Source organism: Homoserinimonas flava (assembly GCF_054969005.1).
In genome coordinates this window covers 168,690-189,134 of record NZ_JBUEQS010000003.1, presented here as the reverse complement: position 1 = coordinate 189,134, position 20,445 = coordinate 168,690, and the positions used below count along the sequence as shown (strand labels likewise).

General features: G+C 64.6%; 17 protein-coding genes. 8 read left to right on the top strand and 9 right to left on the bottom strand.

From position 1 onward, the window contains the following. Genes ACY48M_RS09670 through ACY48M_RS09655 form a run of 4 tightly spaced genes read right to left on the bottom strand, consistent with a single transcriptional unit; the run spans position 1 to position 3,549 of the window. Entirely contained in the window at positions 1 to 783 is a 783-nt protein-coding gene (locus ACY48M_RS09670) for a 2-keto-4-pentenoate hydratase (RefSeq protein WP_462820075.1), read from the bottom strand. Then, positions 780 to 1,817: a 4-hydroxy-2-oxovalerate aldolase gene (gene dmpG / locus ACY48M_RS09665; RefSeq protein ID WP_462820074.1), complete on the bottom strand. Its 1,038-nt coding sequence runs from the start codon at positions 1,815 to 1,817 to the stop codon at positions 780 to 782. The genes ACY48M_RS09670 and dmpG overlap by 4 nt, the downstream gene beginning before the upstream one ends. Continuing rightward, the gene (locus tag ACY48M_RS09660) at positions 1,814 to 2,725 is read right to left on the bottom strand and encodes an acetaldehyde dehydrogenase (acetylating) (RefSeq protein ID WP_462820073.1); all 912 of its coding nucleotides are present in this window, start codon (positions 2,723 to 2,725) and stop codon (positions 1,814 to 1,816) included. Before ACY48M_RS09660 ends, dmpG begins: the two co-directional genes overlap by 4 nt. A gap of 38 nt (positions 2,726 to 2,763) precedes the next feature. Beyond that, positions 2,764 to 3,549, bottom strand: a complete 786-nt coding sequence (locus ACY48M_RS09655; RefSeq protein ID WP_462820072.1) for a 2-keto-4-pentenoate hydratase — start codon at positions 3,547 to 3,549, stop codon at positions 2,764 to 2,766. A 286-nt stretch (positions 3,550 to 3,835) separates the two neighbouring features. Here ACY48M_RS09655 and aroQ point away from each other — a divergent pair, with 286 nt between their 5' ends. Beyond that, positions 3,836 to 4,282 (top strand): type II 3-dehydroquinate dehydratase, encoded by a 447-nt coding sequence (gene aroQ, locus ACY48M_RS09650; protein ID WP_462820071.1) that lies wholly within the window; start codon positions 3,836 to 3,838, stop codon positions 4,280 to 4,282. A 172-nt stretch (positions 4,283 to 4,454) separates the two neighbouring features. Here the strand turns inward: aroQ and ACY48M_RS09645 are convergent, their stop codons facing one another. Together ACY48M_RS09645 and ACY48M_RS09640 are read right to left on the bottom strand one after the other, a co-directional pair. After that, positions 4,455 to 5,564, bottom strand: coding sequence for a Gfo/Idh/MocA family protein (locus ACY48M_RS09645; RefSeq protein ID WP_462820070.1), 1,110 nt, complete (start codon positions 5,562 to 5,564; stop codon positions 4,455 to 4,457). Between the two features lie 130 nt (positions 5,565 to 5,694). Continuing rightward, on the bottom strand, positions 5,695 to 6,459 hold the full coding sequence (locus ACY48M_RS09640; protein ID WP_462820069.1) for an IclR family transcriptional regulator: 765 nt from the start codon (positions 6,457 to 6,459) through the stop codon (positions 5,695 to 5,697). 58 nt (positions 6,460 to 6,517) lie between these two features. Between ACY48M_RS09640 and dctP the strand changes: the two genes are divergently transcribed. Next, complete coding sequence (gene dctP / locus ACY48M_RS09635) at positions 6,518 to 7,651, top strand: TRAP transporter substrate-binding protein DctP (protein ID WP_462820068.1); 1,134 nt, start codon at positions 6,518 to 6,520, stop codon at positions 7,649 to 7,651. Positions 7,652 to 7,857: 206 nt separating this feature from the next. Here dctP and ACY48M_RS09630 read toward each other — a convergent pair whose 3' ends face one another. Next, positions 7,858 to 8,808, bottom strand: a complete 951-nt coding sequence (locus tag ACY48M_RS09630) for an EamA family transporter (protein ID WP_462820067.1) — start codon at positions 8,806 to 8,808, stop codon at positions 7,858 to 7,860. Between the two features lie 210 nt (positions 8,809 to 9,018). Here ACY48M_RS09630 and ACY48M_RS09625 point away from each other — a divergent pair, with 210 nt between their 5' ends. Beyond that, on the top strand, positions 9,019 to 13,020 hold the full coding sequence (locus ACY48M_RS09625; RefSeq protein WP_462820066.1) for an ExeM/NucH family extracellular endonuclease: 4,002 nt from the start codon (positions 9,019 to 9,021) through the stop codon (positions 13,018 to 13,020). Positions 13,021 to 13,102: 82 nt separating this feature from the next. On the opposite strand, the gene ACY48M_RS09620 is transcribed toward ACY48M_RS09625, so the two are convergent. Next, positions 13,103 to 14,362, bottom strand: a complete 1,260-nt coding sequence (locus tag ACY48M_RS09620; protein WP_462820065.1) for a HipA domain-containing protein — start codon at positions 14,360 to 14,362, stop codon at positions 13,103 to 13,105. Continuing rightward, complete coding sequence (locus ACY48M_RS09615) at positions 14,355 to 14,570, bottom strand: helix-turn-helix domain-containing protein (protein ID WP_462820064.1); 216 nt, start codon at positions 14,568 to 14,570, stop codon at positions 14,355 to 14,357. Before ACY48M_RS09615 ends, ACY48M_RS09620 begins: the two co-directional genes overlap by 8 nt. Positions 14,571 to 14,843: 273 nt before the next feature. Here ACY48M_RS09615 and cysK point away from each other — a divergent pair, with 273 nt between their 5' ends. The 5 genes from cysK to ACY48M_RS09590 all read left to right on the top strand — a co-directional run bounded on the left by cysK (position 14,844) and on the right by ACY48M_RS09590 (position 20,404). Next, positions 14,844 to 15,779, top strand: a complete 936-nt coding sequence (gene cysK / locus ACY48M_RS09610; RefSeq protein ID WP_462820063.1) for a cysteine synthase A — start codon at positions 14,844 to 14,846, stop codon at positions 15,777 to 15,779. A gap of 107 nt (positions 15,780 to 15,886) precedes the next feature. Further along, a complete protein-coding gene (gene epsC / locus ACY48M_RS09605; protein WP_462820062.1) occupies positions 15,887 to 16,462 on the top strand; it encodes a serine O-acetyltransferase EpsC in 576 nt (191 codons plus the stop codon). Between the two features lie 51 nt (positions 16,463 to 16,513). Beyond that, positions 16,514 to 17,515 (top strand): lysostaphin resistance A-like protein, encoded by a 1,002-nt coding sequence (locus tag ACY48M_RS09600; protein ID WP_462820061.1) that lies wholly within the window; start codon positions 16,514 to 16,516, stop codon positions 17,513 to 17,515. Between the two features lie 152 nt (positions 17,516 to 17,667). Continuing rightward, the gene (locus ACY48M_RS09595) at positions 17,668 to 19,791 is read left to right on the top strand and encodes an acyl-CoA dehydrogenase family protein (protein ID WP_462820060.1); all 2,124 of its coding nucleotides are present in this window, start codon (positions 17,668 to 17,670) and stop codon (positions 19,789 to 19,791) included. Positions 19,792 to 19,831: 40 nt separating this feature from the next. After that, positions 19,832 to 20,404: a dihydrofolate reductase family protein gene (locus ACY48M_RS09590; protein ID WP_462820059.1), complete on the top strand. Its 573-nt coding sequence runs from the start codon at positions 19,832 to 19,834 to the stop codon at positions 20,402 to 20,404. The last annotated feature ends 41 nt before the right edge of the window (positions 20,405 to 20,445 follow it).

Here is a 20,445-nt window from a genome sequence, read left to right as displayed (position 1 = left end):
TTATTTCGCGGTGACGGTCAGGGTGCCGAGTGACGTGAACTCGGCTGAGATGGACACGCCGGCGTGGACTTCGACGGCATCGGTCATTCCTCCGGAGAGCACGAGCGATCCGGCCGGGATCGACCGTCCGCGCGCTGCGAGTTGGTTCGCGGCAAGGGCCAGCGCTTCGGCAGGGTGGCCTTGAACAGCTGCCCCAGTCGCAGTGTCGACGACGAGTCCGCCGACTGAAAGCGCCACAGCCTCAAGAGAGAGGTCGAGCTCAGCAGGATCGACGCCACGAGCACCCACGACAAAGAGCGCTGACGACGCGTTATCTGCGACCACATCGGGCAACGCGAATGAGTAGTCGATGTATCGGCTGTCGATGATTTCGAAGCCGGCGTGCACCGTTGCGACGGCGGCAAGGGCAGTCGCGGCGGTGACGCCCGGCCCCCGGAGTTCGCGGCCCATGACAAACACGAGTTCAGGCTCGACGCGCGGATGGACTAGGAGGTCGAGGGGGATCGGGGCGTCAGCGGGGAGCACCATCGCATCGGTCAGCACTGCGAGCAGCGGGGAGGAAATTCCCATGCGCTGCTGCTTGGCTCGCGAAGTGAGGCCCAGTTTCACGCCAACCACCTGCTCGCCGGATGCCACCTTCCGCTCGATAATGGCGTCCTGAATGCGGTAGGCGGTTTCGACATCAAGTCCGGGCCATTCGTCGGTGATCCGACCGCGTTCACTTTGTGTCGCCTCGGCAGCGAGGAGTGCCTCGGCTGCCCGATCGATGGTCCAGTCGCTCATGTCGTTCTCCCGGCGAGCTCATCGCGAAGGCCGATTGCGACGTCGATGATCATGTCTTCCTGTCCGCCGACGTAGCCAGCTTCACCCACCCGTTTGAGCACTTCATACGACGGGACGTTGTAGCGTTCGGCGGCGCGTGCCGCATGCAACAGGAATGAGTTGTACACACCGTAGCGACCCTGGACGATCGCCGAGCGGTCAATGACCGGAAGATGATCTCTGACCAGGGGAACGAGTACTTCGTCGGCGGCAGCGAGAATGGCGGGAACATCTACGCCTGTGGGAATGCCGGCGGCGTCGAAGGCGGTCACGAGGACTTCTGTCGGAGTGTTGCCGGCACCGGCGCCGAGCGCACGGAGACTCCCGTCGATCTGACGAGCTCCCGCATGGTACGCGGCGAGGGAATTCGCGACACCAAGTGACAAGTTCTGGTGGCCGTGGAATCCAACCGCTGCATCGTCGCCGAGTTTTGCAGCGAGCGCGGCGACGCGGGCGTGCGCCCCATCGGGAAGCAACGCGCCTGCCGAGTCGACCACATAGACGCATTCGCAGCCAGCATCTGCCATGATCCTGGCCTGCACTGCAAGCTCTTCCGGCTCGCTACGATGCGAAAGCATCAGGAACCCGACCGTCTCCATTCCTAGTTCGCGGGCTGCCTGGAAGTGCTGGACGCTGACGTCGGCTTCGGTGCAGTGGGTCGCGACCCTCACGAGGCTTGCGCCAGCGTCGTGAGCTTCGCGCATGTCATCAATCGTGCCGAGCCCTGGGAGAAGGAGCACGCCGATCTTCGCGTTCGTGCTCTCTGCGACGGCCACTTTGACAAGTTCGATGTCACGGACCCGGCTGAATCCGTAGTTGAACGAAGATCCGGCAAGACCGTCTCCATGAGTGACCTCGATGACACCGACACCGGCGGCGTCGAGCGCGCGGGTGACCTTTCTGACGTCGTCGGTAGTGAACTGGTGCTGGACGGCGTGGCTGCCGTCCCTGAGGGTCGTGTCGGTGATGCGAACTGCATCGAGTGTCGGAGTCATGCGTTCACCGTCGCTTCTGCCATGAGTTCGCCCACGCGCACTGCGGCCGCAGTCATGATGTCGAGATTTCCAGCCCAGGGCGGGAGGTAGTCGCCGTTGCCAGTGACTTCGAGAAACACAGCAACGCGAGCGTGACCGCCCCAGCGCTCGTCGGGGGCTTCGAACTGTGGGTCGCTCTTCAGCCGGTAGCCGGGAACATACTGCTGAACGTCGGCGACCATCCGATGAATTGATTCCGTGATCGCATCTTCGTCGTGGTCCGCCGGCACGGCTGCGAACACGGTGTCGCGCATAATCATGTCGGGCTTCATGGGGTTGAGCACGATGATCGCCTTGCCGCGTTCGGCGCCGCCCACCGACTGGATAGCGTGTGCTGTTGTTTCGGTGAACTCATCGATGTTTGCGCGTGTTCCCGGGCCAGCCGAGCGGGATGCGATGGATGCGATGATCTCTGCATAGCTGACGGATGTCACCCTGCTGATGGCGGAGACAATGGGGATGGTTGCCTGACCGCCGCACGTGATCATGTTGACGTTGTGTTCGCCCCGGTTCTCACTCAGGTTTACGGCGGGGCACACGAACGGGCCGAGTGCCGCGGGTGTCAGGTCGATAGCGGTAATTCCCGCGTCCCGATAGCGGGGCGCGTTGGCTGCATGGGCTTTCGCCGATGTCGCTTCGAACACGAAGTCGGGCAGCGTTGCCTGAGAGAGCAGCCAGTCAACTCCATCGGAGCTCGCTTCGACCCCGAGTGAACGTGCTCGTGCGAGCCCGTCGGACGCCGGGTCGACGCCGATCATCGTAGTGATCTCGATCGAATTACTTCGCAGGAGTTTGATGAGGAGGTCTGTCCCGATATTGCCGGAACCCACGATCGCCGCGGTCTTTCTCGTCGTGCCTGTTGATGTCATTCTGCACATCTCCTTGTGGTGGTGGGTCGCATCGGTGATCAGGCCGCGAAGGTCGTAGACACAGTCCCGAGGGACGCGAAGGTGGCGCTGATGGTGTCGCCAGGCTGAGCGGTCACCGCGGCGGTAAGTGCTCCTGGCAAGATCACGTCGCCAGCCTCGAGTCCGGTGCCGAACTCTCCGAGCGCGTTGGCGAGCCAAGCGAGAGCGTTGATGGGAGAGCCGAGCACGGCTGCGCCAGCACCTGTCGCCACGATGCTGCCATTACGGTGCATCACGACGCCCGTAGTGCGCAGCTCGAGTTGATCGAGACGGCGGAATGTGGTGCCAAGCACGACTCCACCTGAAGACGCGTTGTCGGCGATCGTGTCGGCGAGGGTGATGCGCCAGTCAACGATTCGGGAGTCGATGATCTCGAGCGATGCGAGCGCGTAGTCGACGGCGGAGAGCGCGTCGGCGATGGTGACACCAGGCCCCCGCAGCGGGCGTCTGAGGACAAAAGCGATCTCCGCCTCGACGCGCGGACTGATGAACGTCCCGGTGGGAATGCTGGTCCCGTGAGTGTGGAACATGTCAGCGAAGAGGTGACCGTAGTCCGGCTGGTCCACTCCCAACTGCCGTTGCATCGCGCGCGACGTGAGGCCGATCTTGTGTCCGCGCACTCGGCGGCCTTCAGCCTTCCACGCATCGACCTGGTGCTGCTGCATCGCGTAGGCATCGGCGACAGTAAGACTTGGGAAGGACTCTGTCGGGGGTGCGACGGGTTCGAGGGTGCGGTAGGCCTCTCTGAGCGACTGGGCCACAGCGGTGTGGGTGGTCGAGTTCATTGGGCTCCTGCCATCTTCTCTGTCGTCGCGGTGGTGCATCGACGAGGTGACCCCGTCGGCACTTCTGATTCTGGGTGGAAGCGCGCGAGGGGCCAAGGCACGTTCCACTGAGTGAGACCGGCCTCGGTTCCGCTTGGTGGCACACCGCCTTGACACCCCCGGAGGGTGATCGGCATCGTGAGCCACGCGCCGTGGGTCGTTCCTCGGCGACAGTCCAATCTCATCCACCCGTGGTTGCTCGTCGTCGTGGCGATCGGCCGCATATGCCTTTTCAAGGAGCACCGCCATGACCGAAATGCCAACCCTTCTCGTGGTTAACGGCCCCAATCTCAATCTGCTCGGTCGGCGCGAACCTGGGCTTTACGGCAGTGACACGCTTCAGGATGTTGAAGACCTCGTGCGCGAAAAGGCGGCCGCCTCGGGCTTCGCAGTCGACTTCTTTCAGAGCAATTGGGAGGGGGCGATCCTCGACCGCCTTCACGAGGCTCGTGGCGTCGCGTCAGGCGTCATCATTAATCCCGCAGGACTCACGACGGTCTCTATTGCGTTGCTCGATACGCTGCTCGCTGTAGAACTGCCGGCCGTCGAGGTTCACGTGACAAACATTCACAAGCGTGAGGAGTTCCGGCACCACTCATTCGTATCAAAGGCGGCAGTTGCCGTAATCGCAGGGGCAGGTATCGCGGGCTACGGGTTCGCGGTCGAAATCCTCGCGAAGCATCTCAAAGCCTGAGGCGCTCTGGGCGCCCTGTCGGCGACTGTTCGTGAAGAGTTCCGAACGGTGGGTTCGCTCCAATTCTGTCAGCGGCAGAAACCTCGGGGCATCGACCGGGCGCCTCGGGCCTTTCCTCGTGGCGAATGGCCCGCCAGGCGAAGGCGGCACCACCCGTTTGCGCGGCGCTCGTTCACTCCCTGCGCTGCAGCCTCAAGTCGATGGTCTCGCCAGACCGCGACGACTCATAAATTGCCAGGATGATCTCGAGCGACTTGACCGCTTCGCGCCCCGTGACGATCGGGTCCCGACCGTCACGGATGGCCTGCACGAAGTCCTCGATCTGGAGCTTGTGGAACGGGACGAGCCGTTGGTGGGTGTCGGCAAGGGGAATATCGAAGGTGCCGCCCTTCTCGTAGAGCGCGGTGTATTCTTCCTCGCCGGGAATGCTCCAGACGTCAGTGAAGCCCACACCCTCGGGAAACTCGGCGAGCCCGGCAGTGCGCCCCTTGCCGTCACTCACCCAGAGTTGCGCACCGAGCCCTGGATTCGACGTCGTGCTGGCTTGGATGGTGGCAAGAGCGCCAGATTCGAACTCGACAATTGCACTCGCGGTGTCTTCGACCTCAATGAAATCTCCGTGCGCAAGGGTGCCAATTCGGCCGCTCACTCGTACCGCCTCTCCCATGTACCACTGGAGGAGGTCAATGAGGTGGATGCACTGATTGATGAGTGCCCCACCGCCTTCGGTATCCCATCTTCCGCGCCAGGGCTCCGAGTAGTACTCCGCATCGCGGTTGAAACGTACCGTCAGGTTCCCCGAAATGGGGCGGCCCAGCCGATCGTCGTCGAGGGCCTCGCGGATTCGCAGCGATGCAGGCCAGAAGCGGCGCTGGAAAAGCACCCCAAAGATCACTCCAGCCTCGTCTGTTGCGGCAATCATGCGGCGCGCTTCATCGAGTTCTACGGCGATGGGCTTCTCGCAGAGCACGTGCAGACCATGGCTGGCGGCCGCGAGCACACCAGCTTCATGAACCGGATGCGGAGTGCAAATGGTGACGGCATCGATCCCGGACGACATCATTTCGTCGATGTCGGTGAAGCGGTTGGGAATGCCGTAGGTGTCGGCGAAGTGCTTCGCGTGTGCGGCATCGATGTCGACAACAGCCGAGACGATCACACCGGGAATCCCCTGCAGTGCTTTCACATGGTTGATGGCGATCTTCCCGCATCCAACGATGCCGATCCGAAGAGGCCGATCGGGGTCTATGGGATTTGCGTTGCGTTCAGGGGTGACGTTCACGGTGACCTCAGCGTCTCTGCGTGTGTTGGCGGTTGCGTCCGTGCAACACAGTGCAGTGCAGCGCGGGTGGTGCCAATTGTTTCGCCGCTCACCAGCTGGGGCAATATGGGGTTCCGCTGGATGGGACCCCCTAGTGGTAGCCGCGTCCTGACAGCCGTCGCGAAAGTACAAGCGCGGCGGTGTGAACAGCTGGACCGAGCCGGCGAACATCGAGCGAGTCGACCCGGCCGGAGACCGAAATGGCTGCGATCGGCTCTTGGGAGGACGAAAGTATGGGGCTGGCGACGCAGGCGAGCCCTGGCGCCGACTCCTCGCTTTCGTAGGCAAGTCCGGTCAGGCGGACTGCCTGGAGTTGCTCGTGCAGTCTCGTGGGATCCGTGATGGTGCGTGCTGTGAGGGGAGCGAGCCCTGCGTTCTCGAACTTCTTCACTGTGTCGGGCGCGGAATATGCCAGCATCGCCTTTCCCAGGCCTGTGGCATGCGCGGGAAGTCGACCGCCTACGCGAGAGGGGAGTTTCACGGAGTTGCGACCGCGCAGGATCGCCAGATAGACGATCTCTCCCCCCTCGAAGACACCCAGGTGGACGGTCTCGCCGGTCGCATCCCGAAGGTCGGACATGATGGGCAAGGCGACACTGCGCAGCTCCTTTGGCTTTCCTGCCATCTGGCCCAGCTCGAACAATCGAAGGCCCAGACGGATGGCATTCCCTTCTCGTTCGAGATAGCGCTGGCCGACGAGATCGGAGACAAGACGCGAGGCCGTCGACTTAGGAAGGTTGGCCCGGCGAGCGAGCTCGGAAATCGTGAGGGAGCTGTCTTCGATCTTGAACGCCTCCAGGATTGCCGTGATTCGGCCCAGCACTGACACGGACGTGTTCCACTCAGCGGTTCGCATGGTTGCATTATCGGTTCACTGGTCAGGAGTATGCAAGTGTGCTCGGCACCCGCAGGGCATGCTCTACCGGATTGACAATGAGGTCTACGGTGGCGGCAAGCTCGCCCTCGCCAGGTCTTCATGTCATTCTTCGGGACTCGTAGTACCAGAAGAAATGAGACAGCAGATGCACAGCGCACACCACAGGCGAGGCCGCCTCGCTGCAGTCATAGCCCTACCGGCCGCATTCGTCCTCCTCGCAGGGTGCTCCACAGACGCCGGGGGCGGGGAGGACTCCACCGTGACCCTAAGGATTGCGACCTCCCAACCAGAAACGACTCCGAATTACTTCTGCGGCGTCGAACTCCTCAAAGAGCGACTCGAGGACGCCGATGTTGGTATCGAGGTACAGCTCTTCCCTTCAAGCCAGCTCGGCCCCGATACTGAACGCTTCGCCGCGGTGCAGGCCGGCGACATTGACATCGACCTCCAGGGCGGCTCAGGGTTGAGCACCTCCTATTCCCCCATCGGAGTCATGGATGCCGCCTACATCTTCGACGATGTAGACCATGCGTTTGAGTGGCTCGATGAAGCGGGCCCGGCATTCTTCGAGAAGTTCGGCGAAGCGACCGACACGACCATCGTCGATGCGTGGCTCTTCGGTACCCGGACGTTCACGGCGACGGCCCCGATCAGCCACCCTGACGACCTGGCGAACCTCCAGATCCGCTTCCCAGACTCGCCGCAGTTCCTTGCGAATGCCGAGGCTCTCGGCGCAAACCCGGTCACAGTGGCATCCGAAGAGGTTTACGTGGCACTGCAGCAGGGAATCGCGCAGGGGCAGGAAAACCCCATCCCCGCGACCCACGCGCAAAGCTATGACGAGATCCTGAAGTACGTCAGCCTCAACAATCATCAGATCGGAACTCACTACGTCGTCGTGTCCAACAAGACGCTAGACAAGATGAATGATGAGCAAAAGGATCTCTTGTTTGAGACCATCCACGAGATTCGCCCAGAGAACCGCGAGTGCGTCGAAGCCGAGACTAACGAGATCCTCGACGAATACCGTGCGAGCGATGAGTTCACCGTCGTAGAAGAGGACGAGGTGGACAAGGAAGCCTTCATCGAAAAGGCCGAAGAGTTCTTCCTTGACCACTACACCGGTGAAGAGCTCGAGCTGTATAAGAGCATTCGTGCGATGCGTGAGTAGTTTCAGCGATAGGCCGGATGTACGTCTGGCATAACCAGGGTGGGGTCGATGGGTCGGCCCCACCTTTGCTGTTCCACCGACTGCAGATCCACCCGCGCCGCGCCAGCCGATGAGGCCGGTCACTCCGCCCGCGAGAGGTCACGTTCTGCCCCATGAGTGGAGCTATGGCGCACAATTTGACCTCTCGCGGGGCGCGCGAGTCAGAGCTACGCGAGCGCGAGCATCCCTGCCGCTGCGACCGCAAGTGCGAGACCGAGCCACTGCACGCGGGTGAGCCGTTCGCCGAGCACGATGGCGGCAAGGATGATGGTGCCGGCCGGATACATGGCGGTGAGCACCGCCATGACGCTGAGGTCGCCGAGGCGCAGTCCGAGCAGCAGCAGCGCATTGGCGGCCGCATCGAGCACGCCGCAGGCGAGCGCGAACGTGAGCCCAGAGCGCCACGGATGCATCGAATGGGTTTCGGCAATGACGTCCGATGGCTCAGTAATGGGCGCGGGTGCAGGTGCGGGTGTGGCCGCGGATGCCGGTGCTGGCGCGGCGAGCACACTGCGGCGCCGCGCGGCAACGATGGCAAGCACGGCGACGACCGTGAACATGATGGTCGCGTTGACGGCACGGTTGGCGAGGAGGGGCACGAGCCCCGAGTCATCCGGGGTCAGGTCGATGAGGATGAGAAAGACGCCGATGAGCGCGCCGGAGCCGACCGCCATGAGGAGGGCCCGGCCGCTTGGCCGCACGGCATTCTTTTCGGGGACGACCCCCACGAGCACGACCGCGACGAGGGCGAGCCCGAGCGCGACATAGCCGATCGGCGCGAGCCGTTCACCGCTCGCCAGCCCCACCGTCATCGGCACGATCGCCGAGACGAGCGCGGTGAGGGGCGAAAGGATGCTCATGGGCCCGATCGCGAGGCACGCATAGAGCAGCACGATGGCCCCGGCGCCGGTGATGCCGGAGAGCCCGCCGAGGAGCACTGCGTTCGCCGACCACACCCCACCGATGATGGGGAGCGCGAGCAGCAACACGACGAGCCCGCTGAGGGCCGCGATGGCCGTGACCCTGATGCTGCTCATCCTTCTGGAGGCGATCCCGCCGAGAAAGTCGGCGGCGCCGTAGAGGAGGGCGCCGGCAAGTCCGACGATGGCGGTAAGCATGGGTCAACGGTAGTGCGCACGTGTCGGCGGGATGAACGCTCGATGACAGCAACAAATGAGCACTTGGCATGAACGATGTCCCCCGCTATCGTCTCCCGTGTCCCCCAAATGGGGGAATGAGCCTGCGCGTTCCGATTGTGTGACGCGCGCGACCTGGAGACGCAAATGCAGCAGCCTGCCGACTCGGCCCCAGCATCCGCAGCACGACGAATGAGACGGGGCAGGCTCGCAGCAGTCGCCTCACTCAGCGCCCTCACGCTTCTGTTCTCCGGCCTCGGGGCGACGGGTGCGAGCGCCGCTGAGGTCACCCACACGATCGCCGACGTGCAGGGCACGGGCGCGACGACCCCGCTCGCGGGCCAGACGGTCACGGTCGAGGGTGTTGTGACCGCTGACTATCGCGGCACGTCCGGCTACCGCGGCATGGTCATTCAGACGCAGGGCTCCGGCGGGGCGACGGATGCCACGCCCGGTGCCTCTGACGGAATCTTCGTGTACCTCGCCAACGCCAACCCCGCCGTCGCCATCGGTGACCTCGTGCGGGTGACCGGGCCGGCGAGCGAGTATTTCAACCAGACGCAGATCAGCGCCACGACGGTCGCCGCGACCGAACTCGTTGAGGCCGCGGTCGGTGTTCCAGAGGCGACGCCACTGCCCGACACGGTCGTTGGAGACGCTCGGGAGGCATACGAGAGCCAGCTTGTAACTCCCACTGGTAGTTACGTGCTGAGCTCGAGCCACCAACTCTACAACTACGGCACGCTCTGGCTCAATGCGGGTGACCTTGCGGTGAAGAGCACCGAGACGACGGATGCCGGGGCTGCGGCCGACGCGATCGCGGCAGAGAATCGGGCCAACCGAATCCTGCTCGACGACGGCTACAGCATCCAGGTGAGCAACTCCGCGCACCAGGGTGACCAGCCGTATTTCACCGCCGACCAGGTGGTGCGCAATGGCGACGCTGTGACCTTCGAAACCCCCTACATTCTGAGCTACGGTTTCGATGACTGGCGCCTGCAGCCCACGACGCCGCTCACCGATGCGAGCCCGGCGTCTGCGAAGCCGACGTTCACGACCACGAACCCTCGCCCCACCGAGGCTCCGGCCGTCGGCGGCGACTTCCAGGTCGGCAGCTTTAACGTCTTCAACTACTTCACGACCTTCACCTCGGTGAATTCGAACGCCCGCGGTGCGAGCACCCAGGCGGCCTTCGACATCCAGAAATCGAAGATCGTCACGGCGATCAACGGCCTCGGTGCCGATGTCGTCGCCCTGCAGGAGATTGAGAACTCGGTCAAACTCGGCGAAGAACTCGATGAGGCGCTTGCCGACCTCGTCGCGGGACTCAACGCCGAGGCAGGTGCCGGCACGTGGGATTACGTGGCGACCCCGAGCGAACTCGCCGACCCCGCCCTCGGGGATTACATCTCGAACGCCATCATCTACAAGCCGGCCGTCGTGTCGACGGTGGGCGAGAGCTTCACCGATGTTGACGCCGTGTGGGACATCTCCCGCAAGCCGATCGCGCAGACCTTCGAGTCGCTCGACACGGGCAAGGTCTTCACGGTCATCGCGAACCACTTCAAGTCAAAGAGTGGTGACGGCGACGAGCCGGCCGACGGTCAGGGGCACTTCAACGCGGAGCGCACCGCAACGGCGGAGCGCCTGACAACCATGGTCGATGCGATCGCCGCCGACCCGGAGAAGTCCGAGGATGTCTTCCTCATCGGTGACTTCAACGCGTACTCGCAAGAAGATCCCATGCAGGTCTTCGCGGATGCCGGCTATGTCGACCTGCTCGACTCCCTCACGGACGGGCAGTACACCTACACGTTCGACGGTGAGCAGGGCTCGCTCGACCACATCGTCGCAACACCGTCACTCGCGGAGTATGTAACGGGTGCGGGTGCCTGGGCGATCAACTCCTCCGAGTGGTCGGATCGCGGCTACGCCTACGGTGCGACCGAGGCCGGCACGGTGTATCGCTCGAGCGACCACGACCCACTTGTCGTCGGTGTCAGCAGCGAGATTGCTCCCGTCGAGATCGACATTCTCACGATCAACGACTTCCACGGTCGTCTCGGGCAGGCCGCCCAGCTCGGCGGCATGGTCGACTCGTACCGAGCCGAGAACGCGAACACCGCGTTTGTGAGCGCGGGTGACCTCATCGGCGCCTCCACGTTCGACTCGTTCATCCAGAACGACCAGCCGACCATCGATGTGATGAATGAGATCGGTCTCGATGCGAGCGCCCTCGGCAACCACGAGTTCGATCAGGGTCGGGCAGATGTCGATGACCGCGTGCTCGTTGAAGCCGACTGGCCGTACCTCGCCGCGAACATCTACGACACCGCAACCGGTGAGCCCGCGTACGAGGAGTTCTTCGTGCAGGACTTCGACGGCGTGAGTGTCGGCTACATCGGCGCCATGACGGAGGACCTGCCAGAGCTCGTGAGCCCCACCGGCATCGAAACGCTCGAGGTGCGTCCCGTCGTTGACGAGGTGAACCGGGTTGCCGAGCTCCTCACCGACGGTGACGAGAGCAATGGCGAGGCCGATGTGCTTGTGCTGCTCGTGCATGAAGGGGCCGCGACATCCGATATCGCATCATCGACGGATGATTCGGCCTTCGGTCAGATCGTCACCGATGTGAGCCCCGAGGTGTCGGTGATCCTCTCTGGTCACACGCACATGATCTACGCCCACGAGGTGCCGATCGATGGCATGGACCAGCCACGACTCGTGGTTGCCGCTGGCGAGTACGGCGCGAACTTCGGGCACGTCGACCTCACGGTCGACGCGACGACGGGCGAGATCATCACGCAAAGCGCTGAGGTGCTGCCGCTGAGTGGGTACACCCCAGACCCGGAGGTCGCGGCGATCGTCGCGGCGGCCGAGGAGGTCGCCGATGAGCTTGGTTCCGTGAGTGTCGGCGAGATCGAGGACTCGATGTATCGCGCGGTGCAGTCGGGCGGCTCTGAGAACCGTGGTGGCGAGTCGACGCTCGGCAACTTCGTCGCCGACGTGCAGCTGTGGGCGACGAGTGATTCCGGCGCGGAGATCGCCTTCATGAACCCGGGCGGCCTGCGCGCCGACCTGGTCTATGAGTCGAGCGGTGATGGCGACCCAGACGGCAATGTCACCTACGCGGAGGCGGCCGCCGTGCAGCCGTTCGCGAACACGCTCGTGACGATGGATCTCACGGGTGACCAGGTGCGGCAGGTGCTCGAGGAGCAGTGGCAGCCGGAGGGCGCGAGCCGACCGTTCCTCAAGCTCGGTGTCTCGGCGACGCTCGAGTACACCTACGACCCGACGGCGCCGGTCGGCAGCCGCGTCACCTCCATCACGGTGGCGGGCGAGCCGATCGACCCGAACGCGACGTACCGGGTGGTGGCCAACTCGTTCCTCGCGGGCGGTGGCGACAACTTCGCCACCCTCGCGGAGGGCACCGACAAGGCAGACTCGGGTCAGATCGACCTCGCCGCCATGGTCGCGTACTTCGAAGAGACCCCGGTGGTCGGGGTTGACTACGAACAGCGCTCCGTTGGCGTCACCTTCTCGGCCCCCGGCCCGTACACGGCCGGCGACCAGGTCGACCTTTCGCTGAGCTCGCTGCTGTTCAGCCGCGGCGGTCCAGCGGATGCCACGGTCGAGGTTTCGCTCGATGGCACGGTGCTCGGCTCGGCGGCAATCGACCCGACCATCGTCGACACCACCGACGAGCAGGGGCGCGCAACGGTGTCCATCGTGATTCCTCAAGGGCTCGACGGTGAGCAGCTGCTCACTGTGACGGTGCCTGAGACGGGCACGACGGTGACAGTGCCGATCGTCGTCGAAGGGTCGGCCGAGGCCGAGGCCATCGAGTCGACGAAGGCACCGCGCATCACGGGTGCCGTGCGAGTCGGCAAGACGGTGAACGTCAATGTGGGTCAGTGGAGCGAGTCGGGCCTCGAGTTCGCCTACCAGTGGAACCGCGACGGCGAGCCCATCGACGGCGCCACCTCCCGCAACTACCGCATCGTGCAGGCGGATGCCGGCAGTGACCTCAGCGTCACGGTCACCGCCTCGAAGGATGGCTTCACCGATGGTGTCGCCACCTCTGGGGAGCGCGAGGTGAAGTCGACCCCGCGTGGCTTCTTCGGTGCGATTGCGGCAGCCATCGAGGATGCGCTCGCCGAGTTGCTCGACCTGCTGGCGTGGCTGTTCGGCTAGGCACAGCGCAAACCACACATCGAAACCCCGGCGGCGGCCGGCTTCCCCCACAGGAGGCCGGCCGCTGCCGCGCGTGTGGGCGTTACCGCGGGCGCTCTGAGAACGCGGCGACGGAGTCTGCAACCTCCCGAGCGAACGGCGCATCGACCTCACGTGCAGCGTCCGCGAACGCCTGGGCGACACCATCCCGGATCTCGTCGACCCGATGCTCGGCCCAGTCCTTGTCGAGCGACAGCCTGCGGGCCGCCTCCACGAGCGCGCGCTTCGAGATCGCCTCGAAGCGATACTCGTCACCGATCTTCATCGCGCTCTTCAGCGGGGAGGTCGCCGAATAGGGCGCATGCGTCCCGAGGTCGTATAGGGGTGCCAACGTGACCTGTCGCTGGTGCAGCAGCAGGGAGTAGTTCTTCGCATGAGCGTCGGTGCAGGCGGATGTCACGGCGAAGACGAGTGCACCGAAAAACTGTTCCCGTGCGAACCGTCTGGCCTCGAGCTCAGGAATGGAATCCCTGAAGAGATCGGCGATGTGCGCCACGCCCGGGCCACCGTCACTCTGGTACTTCTTGGTCGGCGGCACCGAGAGGGCTTGGCAGACATCCTCCTGGTGCAGTCTCGCCCAGCGCCCGTTGACGAGGTCCCGGTCGTAGCGACGAGCGACGAAGACGTGATCGCCGGCACCGGTCACCAGCAGATGGTGGTCGGCGACGACGAGTCCGAGTCGTTCGGCGGCCCCCATGGTGACGTGTTCGTTGACGTCATGATCGGCGTATGGCGCGATCGCCGGTTTGAGGATGTGAGTGGTCGGTGTCGAATCGTGCGGCAACCCCCACGTCCCGTCATCGAACCTGAACAGCGCCGTTTTCGGCTGTGCGCCGGGGAGGCTCCACAGCGCCTCCATGCCGGTGCGGGTGCCCCACGTCTCGGAGTGCTCAACGATGTCGCGGATCATCGCCGAGAACCGCGTCTCGCTGAGATGCTCGACGTCGCCGCGGCGTACGGCAGCGTCGGAGGAGCTCGCCCCGGCTGGCAGGAGCTGGATGGCGCCTGCGGCGTCGCGCCCGATATGTGTGAGAAGCGCGAACGCATTGGTCGAAGTGCGGTACTCGGCTGCGAGTCGCGCGAGGCGTGCCTCGTTGTCGGGAAGCAGGCCCATGAGAAACGGCATCACCGCACGGGAGGGGTGGCGCTCACGCGTGAGCGGCATCGACAGCGACAGGGGCGTTGCGGTCTCACTCTGTCGATACTCGGCGTCGTAGCTGAACGTCGTGCTGCCCTGTGGAGACTGCCGCACGACGCCGGCGAGCGTGCCGTCCATGTAGGCCAGGAGCTCTTTGTCAGGCATCGTCGTCGTTGACGTCGAATGCGAGGTCGAGGACCGAGAGCACGTCGAGCACCCTGCCGAGCGGCACTGTGGATTTGCCCTGCTCGAACCGCACAAGCCACTCTCTCGTGACGGAGGCGCGGTTCGCCACATCCTGCTGGGTGAGGCCGCGGCTCTCCCGACGGTCTCGCACGAGACCTCCGAGCTCTCGCACTGTGTGTATGCGCATGATGCCTCCTGCTGTCGTGTGCGCGTGCGCGCATATTCATAATTGTGCGCGATCACGCACATTCTGTAAAGTGCGCGTTCGCGCACACTTCGGGCGGCGGATCACCTCCGTGCCGAACACGCAGATCCAGGTTTCTGACACCACGCCCGCACCTGGTGCGAGCACCACCGTCAGCAGTTGTCGTTTGCGCACAGCGCGTAACCTCTTTGGTCACATCCAGCACACGAAGTTAGGGTGAGTACCTACCCACCCCTTCGAAGGAAGCAGCGAATCATGGGCCGTATCTACGACAACGTCACCGATCTCATCGGCAACACCCCGCTTGTGCGGCTCAACCGCGTCACCGAGGGAGTCGGCGCCACCGTGCTGGCGAAGCTCGAGTTCTACAGCCCGGCCAACAGTGTGAAAGACCGCATCGGCGCGGCGATCATCGATGCGGCCGAAGCATCCGGAGCATTGAAGCCCGGCGGCACGATCGTTGAGGGCACCAGTGGCAACACCGGCATCGCGCTCGCCATGGTCGGTGCGGCGCGCGGCTACAAGGTCATCATTACGATGCCGGAGACGATGAGCAAGGAGCGTCGCAGCGTCATCCGCGCCTTCGGTGCCGAGATTGTGCTCACCCCCGGCTCCGAGGGCATGAAGGGTGCCGTGTCGAAGGCGCAGGAGATTGTCGCCGAAACCGAGAATGCGATCTGGGCTGACCAGTTCGGCAACCCGGCCAACCCGGCGATTCACCGTGCCACGACGGGTGAAGAGATTTGGGCCGACACCGACGGCAACATCGACATCTTTGTCGCCGGCATCGGCACCGGTGGCACCATCACGGGTGCTGGTGGCCTGCTCAAGGAGCGCAAGCCCGGCATCCAGGTCATCGGCGTTGAGCCGATCGACTCGCCGATCCTCACGCAGGGCACCCCTGGCCCGCACAAGATTCAGGGCATCGGCGCAAACTTCATCCCCGACGTGCTCGACCGCGACGTCTATGACGAGATCATCGACGTCACGCTCGATGAGTCCCTCGACCTCGCGCGCCGCCTCGCCACCGAGGAGGGCATCCTCACGGGCATCTCGTCTGGCGCGATCGTCAGCGCGGCGCTGCAGGTGGCCGCGCGCCCAGAGAACGCCGGCAAGACCATCGTCGCCGTGATCTGCGACTTCGGCGAGCGGTACCTCTCCACCATTCTGTTCGAGCACCTGCAGGACTAGGTGGCCCTTACGCCTGGCGAGCTCGCCTCGCCGGTTGAGCGCGCTTCGCCGGTTGAGCTTGCCTCGCCGGTTGAGCTTGTCGAAACCCTCCGCGGCAGGGCGACGGTATGAGCATCGTCGCCCGCATCCGCGAAGACCTTGCCGCCGCGCGGTTGCGCGACCCCGCCGCCCGCAGCAACGCCGAAGTCTTCTGGCTCTACTCCGGCGTGCACGCGATCTGGTGGTATCGCATCGCCAACCGGCTGTGGCGGTGGCGGTGGCGCTTCATCGCGCGCGCCGTCTCGCAGTTGGCCCGCTTCATCACGGGTGTTGAGATCCATCCCGGCGCGACGATCGGGCGTCGATTCTTCATCGACCACGGCATGGGTGTCGTCATTGGTGAGACCGCGGAGCTCGGCGACGACGTCATGCTCTATCACGGCGTGACGCTGGGTGGGCGCTCGTCGAACAGGGTGAAGCGGCATCCGACGCTCGGTGACCATGTCACGATCGGTGCCGGCGCGGCCGTGCTCGGGCCAGTCACGCTTGGTGCTGGCTGCGTTGTCGGGGCACACTCGGTCGTTTTGGCGGATGCTCCGGAGCGTTCCCTCCTCGTCGGCAGCCCCGCCGTCGCCCGCCCCATCAAAGACGAGCACGAGTTCGACGCCCAGTTCTTTGAGGGCCCTGGGTACTACACGATCTGACGCGGCAACCGCCCACCCACCTCGCAGTCGGGCATTCGTAAGATGATGAGCATGCCACCACCCGACGGCGACACGCCCCCAGCACCAGCACCAGCACCAGCACCAGCACCAGCGCCCGAACTCGCACCAGCGAAAGCGCCGGCACCCGCGCAGGCCTTCCCGTTCCACCGCCTCAACCGCTCCTGGTCGCAGGCGACGTGGTGGAAGCCGCTCATCACCGGCCTCATCGCGCTCGCCTTCTACATTGTGTTCACGGTCATGCTGGTGATCGTCGCGTTCCTTGTCGCGGCGGTCGAGCCCACCGCCTGGGCCGCGTTCGAGCGACTCCTGGCCGACGGTGTCATCGACATGTCGCAGCCGTTCATCCTCGCGTTCTCGCTTGCGTCGGTCGCCCTCATGCTGCCAGCGCTGCTGCTGGCAACGCTCATCATGGGTCCGCGCCCGCTCGGTTTGCTCTCGTCGGTCACTGGCCGCCTGCGATGGGGATGGATGCTTCGCCTCGCCGCGCCCGCGGCCGCCGTGTTCCTCGTGCTGTTCGGGGTGTACGTGTTCGTGCTTCCGCTGGTGTTCGGCGAGCCGATGCCGATGCCGTCGTGGGGGCCGGATTCGGCGGCGCTCATCGCGGTGACGCTGCTGCTGGTGCCGGTGCAGGCGACGGCGGAGGAGTACGTGTTCCGCGGCTACTTGATGCAGCTGATCGGCTCGTGGCTGAAGCATCCGGCGTGGGCGATTCTTTTGCCGGTGCCGCTGTTTATGGCCGGCCATCTCTATGACATGTGGGGGCTCATCGATGTCGGGGTGTTCGCGGTGTTCGCGGGGTGGATCACCTGGCGCACCGGCGGGCTCGAGGCGGCGATTGTGGCGCATGTCATCAACAACGTGCTGATTTTTGTGCTCAGCGCCGTCGGGCTGGTCGATGCGACGGCGACCGAGGGCAGCCCGGTCGGTGTCGCCGTGACGCTCATCACCGTGAGTGTGTTCAGTTGGTGGGTGCTTGCCCTGCAGCGCCGGCACGGCGTCGTGCGCGAACGCCTTGTCGATGCGCAACTGTAAAGCGCCGCTCGGTTTGTAGATAGTCGACAGCGGCGGGCCGGATGCTCGGCCCTGCGTTTATAGCCCGCTCACGGCGAACTTCGCACGCCCGGCGCGCATGCCTAGCGTGGTGGCAACGCACGCAGTCCCGCAGTCCCGTTCGGAGGGCCCCCATGGTCGACATCGCTAGCAGCACTTCTATAGTTCCGCCCGCCCCCACCGACGAGCCCGCACGCGCGCTCGAGGCACAGGTCGACGCGAACCTCGAAGAGACTTCGGGGGAGGCATCCGTCGATGTGGCGTCGCTCGGTCGCGTGTTGCTCGGCTCGTGGGCTGACGTGCGGCTGCTGTCGCGCAACGCGATGGAAGACCCGCAGTTTCACCGGGTCGACAACCTCACGATGGAGGATCACCGTGAGCGTGCGCTCGGCCAGCTGAAGACGCTCGCCGACAGCGGGCGGGTGCACCGGGCGTTCCCGAAATCTGTTGGCGGTTCTGAAGACCACGGCGGCAGCATCGCCTCATTCGAGGAGCTCATCCTCGGCGACCCGTCGATGCAGATCAAGGCGGGCGTGCAGTGGGGCCTCTTCGGTTCTGCGATCCTGCACCTCGGCACGCAGCACCACCACGAGACCTTCTTGCCCGGCGTGCTCTCGATGGAGACCCCCGGCATCTACGCCATGACGGAGACGGGCCACGGTTCGGATGTCGATGCCGTCGGCACGACGGCGACCTACGATGCGGCGGCCGAGGAATTCGTGATCAACACACCGTTCCGGGGTGCGTGGAAGGACTACCTCGGCAACGCCGCGAAGCACGGTATCGCGGCGGTCGTGTTTGCCCAGCTCATTACGAAGGGCGTCAATCACGGCGTGCACGCGTTCTACGTTCCGGTGCGCAGCGCAGACGGCGAATTTTTGCCCGGCATCGGCGGCGAGGACGACGGCTATAAGGGTGGTCTCAACGGCATCGACAATGGCCGCCTGCACTTCACGGAGGTGCGCATCCCTCGCACCAACCTGTTGAACAAGTACGGCGATGTCGCGGTCGATGGCACCTACAGCTCCCCCATCGACAGCCCCGGCCGCCGGTTCTTCACGATGCTCGGCACTCTCGTGCAGGGCCGTGTCTCGCTCGATGGTGCCGCGACGCATGGCGCCGCCATGGGCCTCACGATCGCGATTACCTACGGCAATCAGCGTCGCCAGTTTGCTGGTGGCGACGGTGAGGAGCAGGTGCTGCTCGACTACGGTCGCCACCAGCGTCGCCTGCTGCCGCTGCTCGCGACCACGTATGCGCAGTATTTTGCGCACGACGAGTTTTTGCTGCAGTTCGACAGCGTCTTCAGCGGCAAGGGTGACACCCCCGAGGCCCGTGAAGATCTCGAGACGCTCGCCGCCGGGCTCAAGCCGCTGTCGACGTGGCACGCGCTTGACGCACTCCAGGAGGCGCGTGAGGCGACCGGCGGCGCCGGCTTCCTCGCCGAGAACCGCATCACGGGCCTTCGCAGCGACCTCGACATCTATGCGACGTTCGAGGGCGACAACACGGTGCTCCTGCAGCTTGTCGCGAAGCGCCTGCTTGCCGACTACGCCAAGCAGTTCAAGGGGGCGGATGCTGGCACTCTCGCTCGCTATGCGATCGGGCAGACCGCTGGGCGCGTGTTCCATGACAGCGGGCTGCGGCGTCTCGCCCAGACGGTGCGGGACTTCGGGTCGACCGCCCGCTCCGTGAGCGAGGTCCGCGACACCGAGGTGCAACGCGAGCTGCTCACCGACCGGGTCGAATCGATGATTGCTGAGGTGGCGCAGAAGCTGCGACCCGCTTCGAAGCTGCCCGCGGCCGAAGCACAGGCGCTGTTCAATACGCACCAGAATGCGCTCATCGAGGCTGCCCGTGCCCACGGCGAGCTGCTCCAGTGGGAGGCCTTCACGAGGGCGGTCGAGGCGATTGAAGACGATGGCACGCGTCAGGTGCTCGTGTGGCTGCACGATGTGTTCGGGCTTGGGCTCATCGAGAAGAACCTCGCGTGGTATCTCATGCGTGGTCGTCTTTCGCCGCAGCGCGCACAGGCGGTGTCGGCCTACATCGATCGCCTCTTGAAGCGGCTGCGCCCTCACGCGCAGGATCTCGTCGATGCGTTCGGTTTCACGCCTGCGCACCTGCGGGCGGCGATTGCCTCCGGTGCCGAGCTCGAGCGCCAGGAGGAGGCACGCAACTACTTCACAACGCTGCGGGCATCTGGCGATGCTCCCGTGCACGAGAAAGACCTCAAGAAGGCCAAGAAGCGCCGCTAGCCGTTCACGAATGTCAGGGGTTGGCGGTAATTTCGCGCGCATGAGCGAGACGTACGGCAGGATCCTGTTCGACACGGCAACGACGATCAACGGATTGATCGCCGACGAGCAGAATTCGCTCGCCTGGCTCTTTGCGGTCGATGGCGGCGACCATCCCGACGAGGGGCTATTCCCGAGCGGCGCCACCGTCATGGTGGAGGGATCGACGACGTACCAGTGGTTGCTCGACGAATCCGACCTGCTGGCACACCCTGAGAAGTGGGGCGAGTTCTACGGCGAGAAGCCTGTGTTCGTGATGACGAGCCGGGAGCTGCCGGTGCCAGAGGGTGCGAACGTGCAGTTCCGTTCGGGCTCGGTCGCCGAGCTCTTGCCGGAGCTTCGCGCGGCTGCCGGTGGCGGTGACATCTGGGTCGTTGGCGGCGGTGACCTCGCCGGCCAGTTTCTCGATGCCGGTGTGCTCGACGAGATTGCACTGTCGGTCGCTCCCGTCGCCCTCACCGGTGGTGCGCCCGTGTTTCCCCGCCGCATCGAGTCCGATCGGCTCCGGCTCGAGAGTGCCGACAAGGTGGGCCAGTTCGCACGGCTCGTCTACTCGGTGAAACCTGCTGGTTGAGCAGAGCGGCTGTGCACAGGACTTCCGCACCGCGTGCCGCA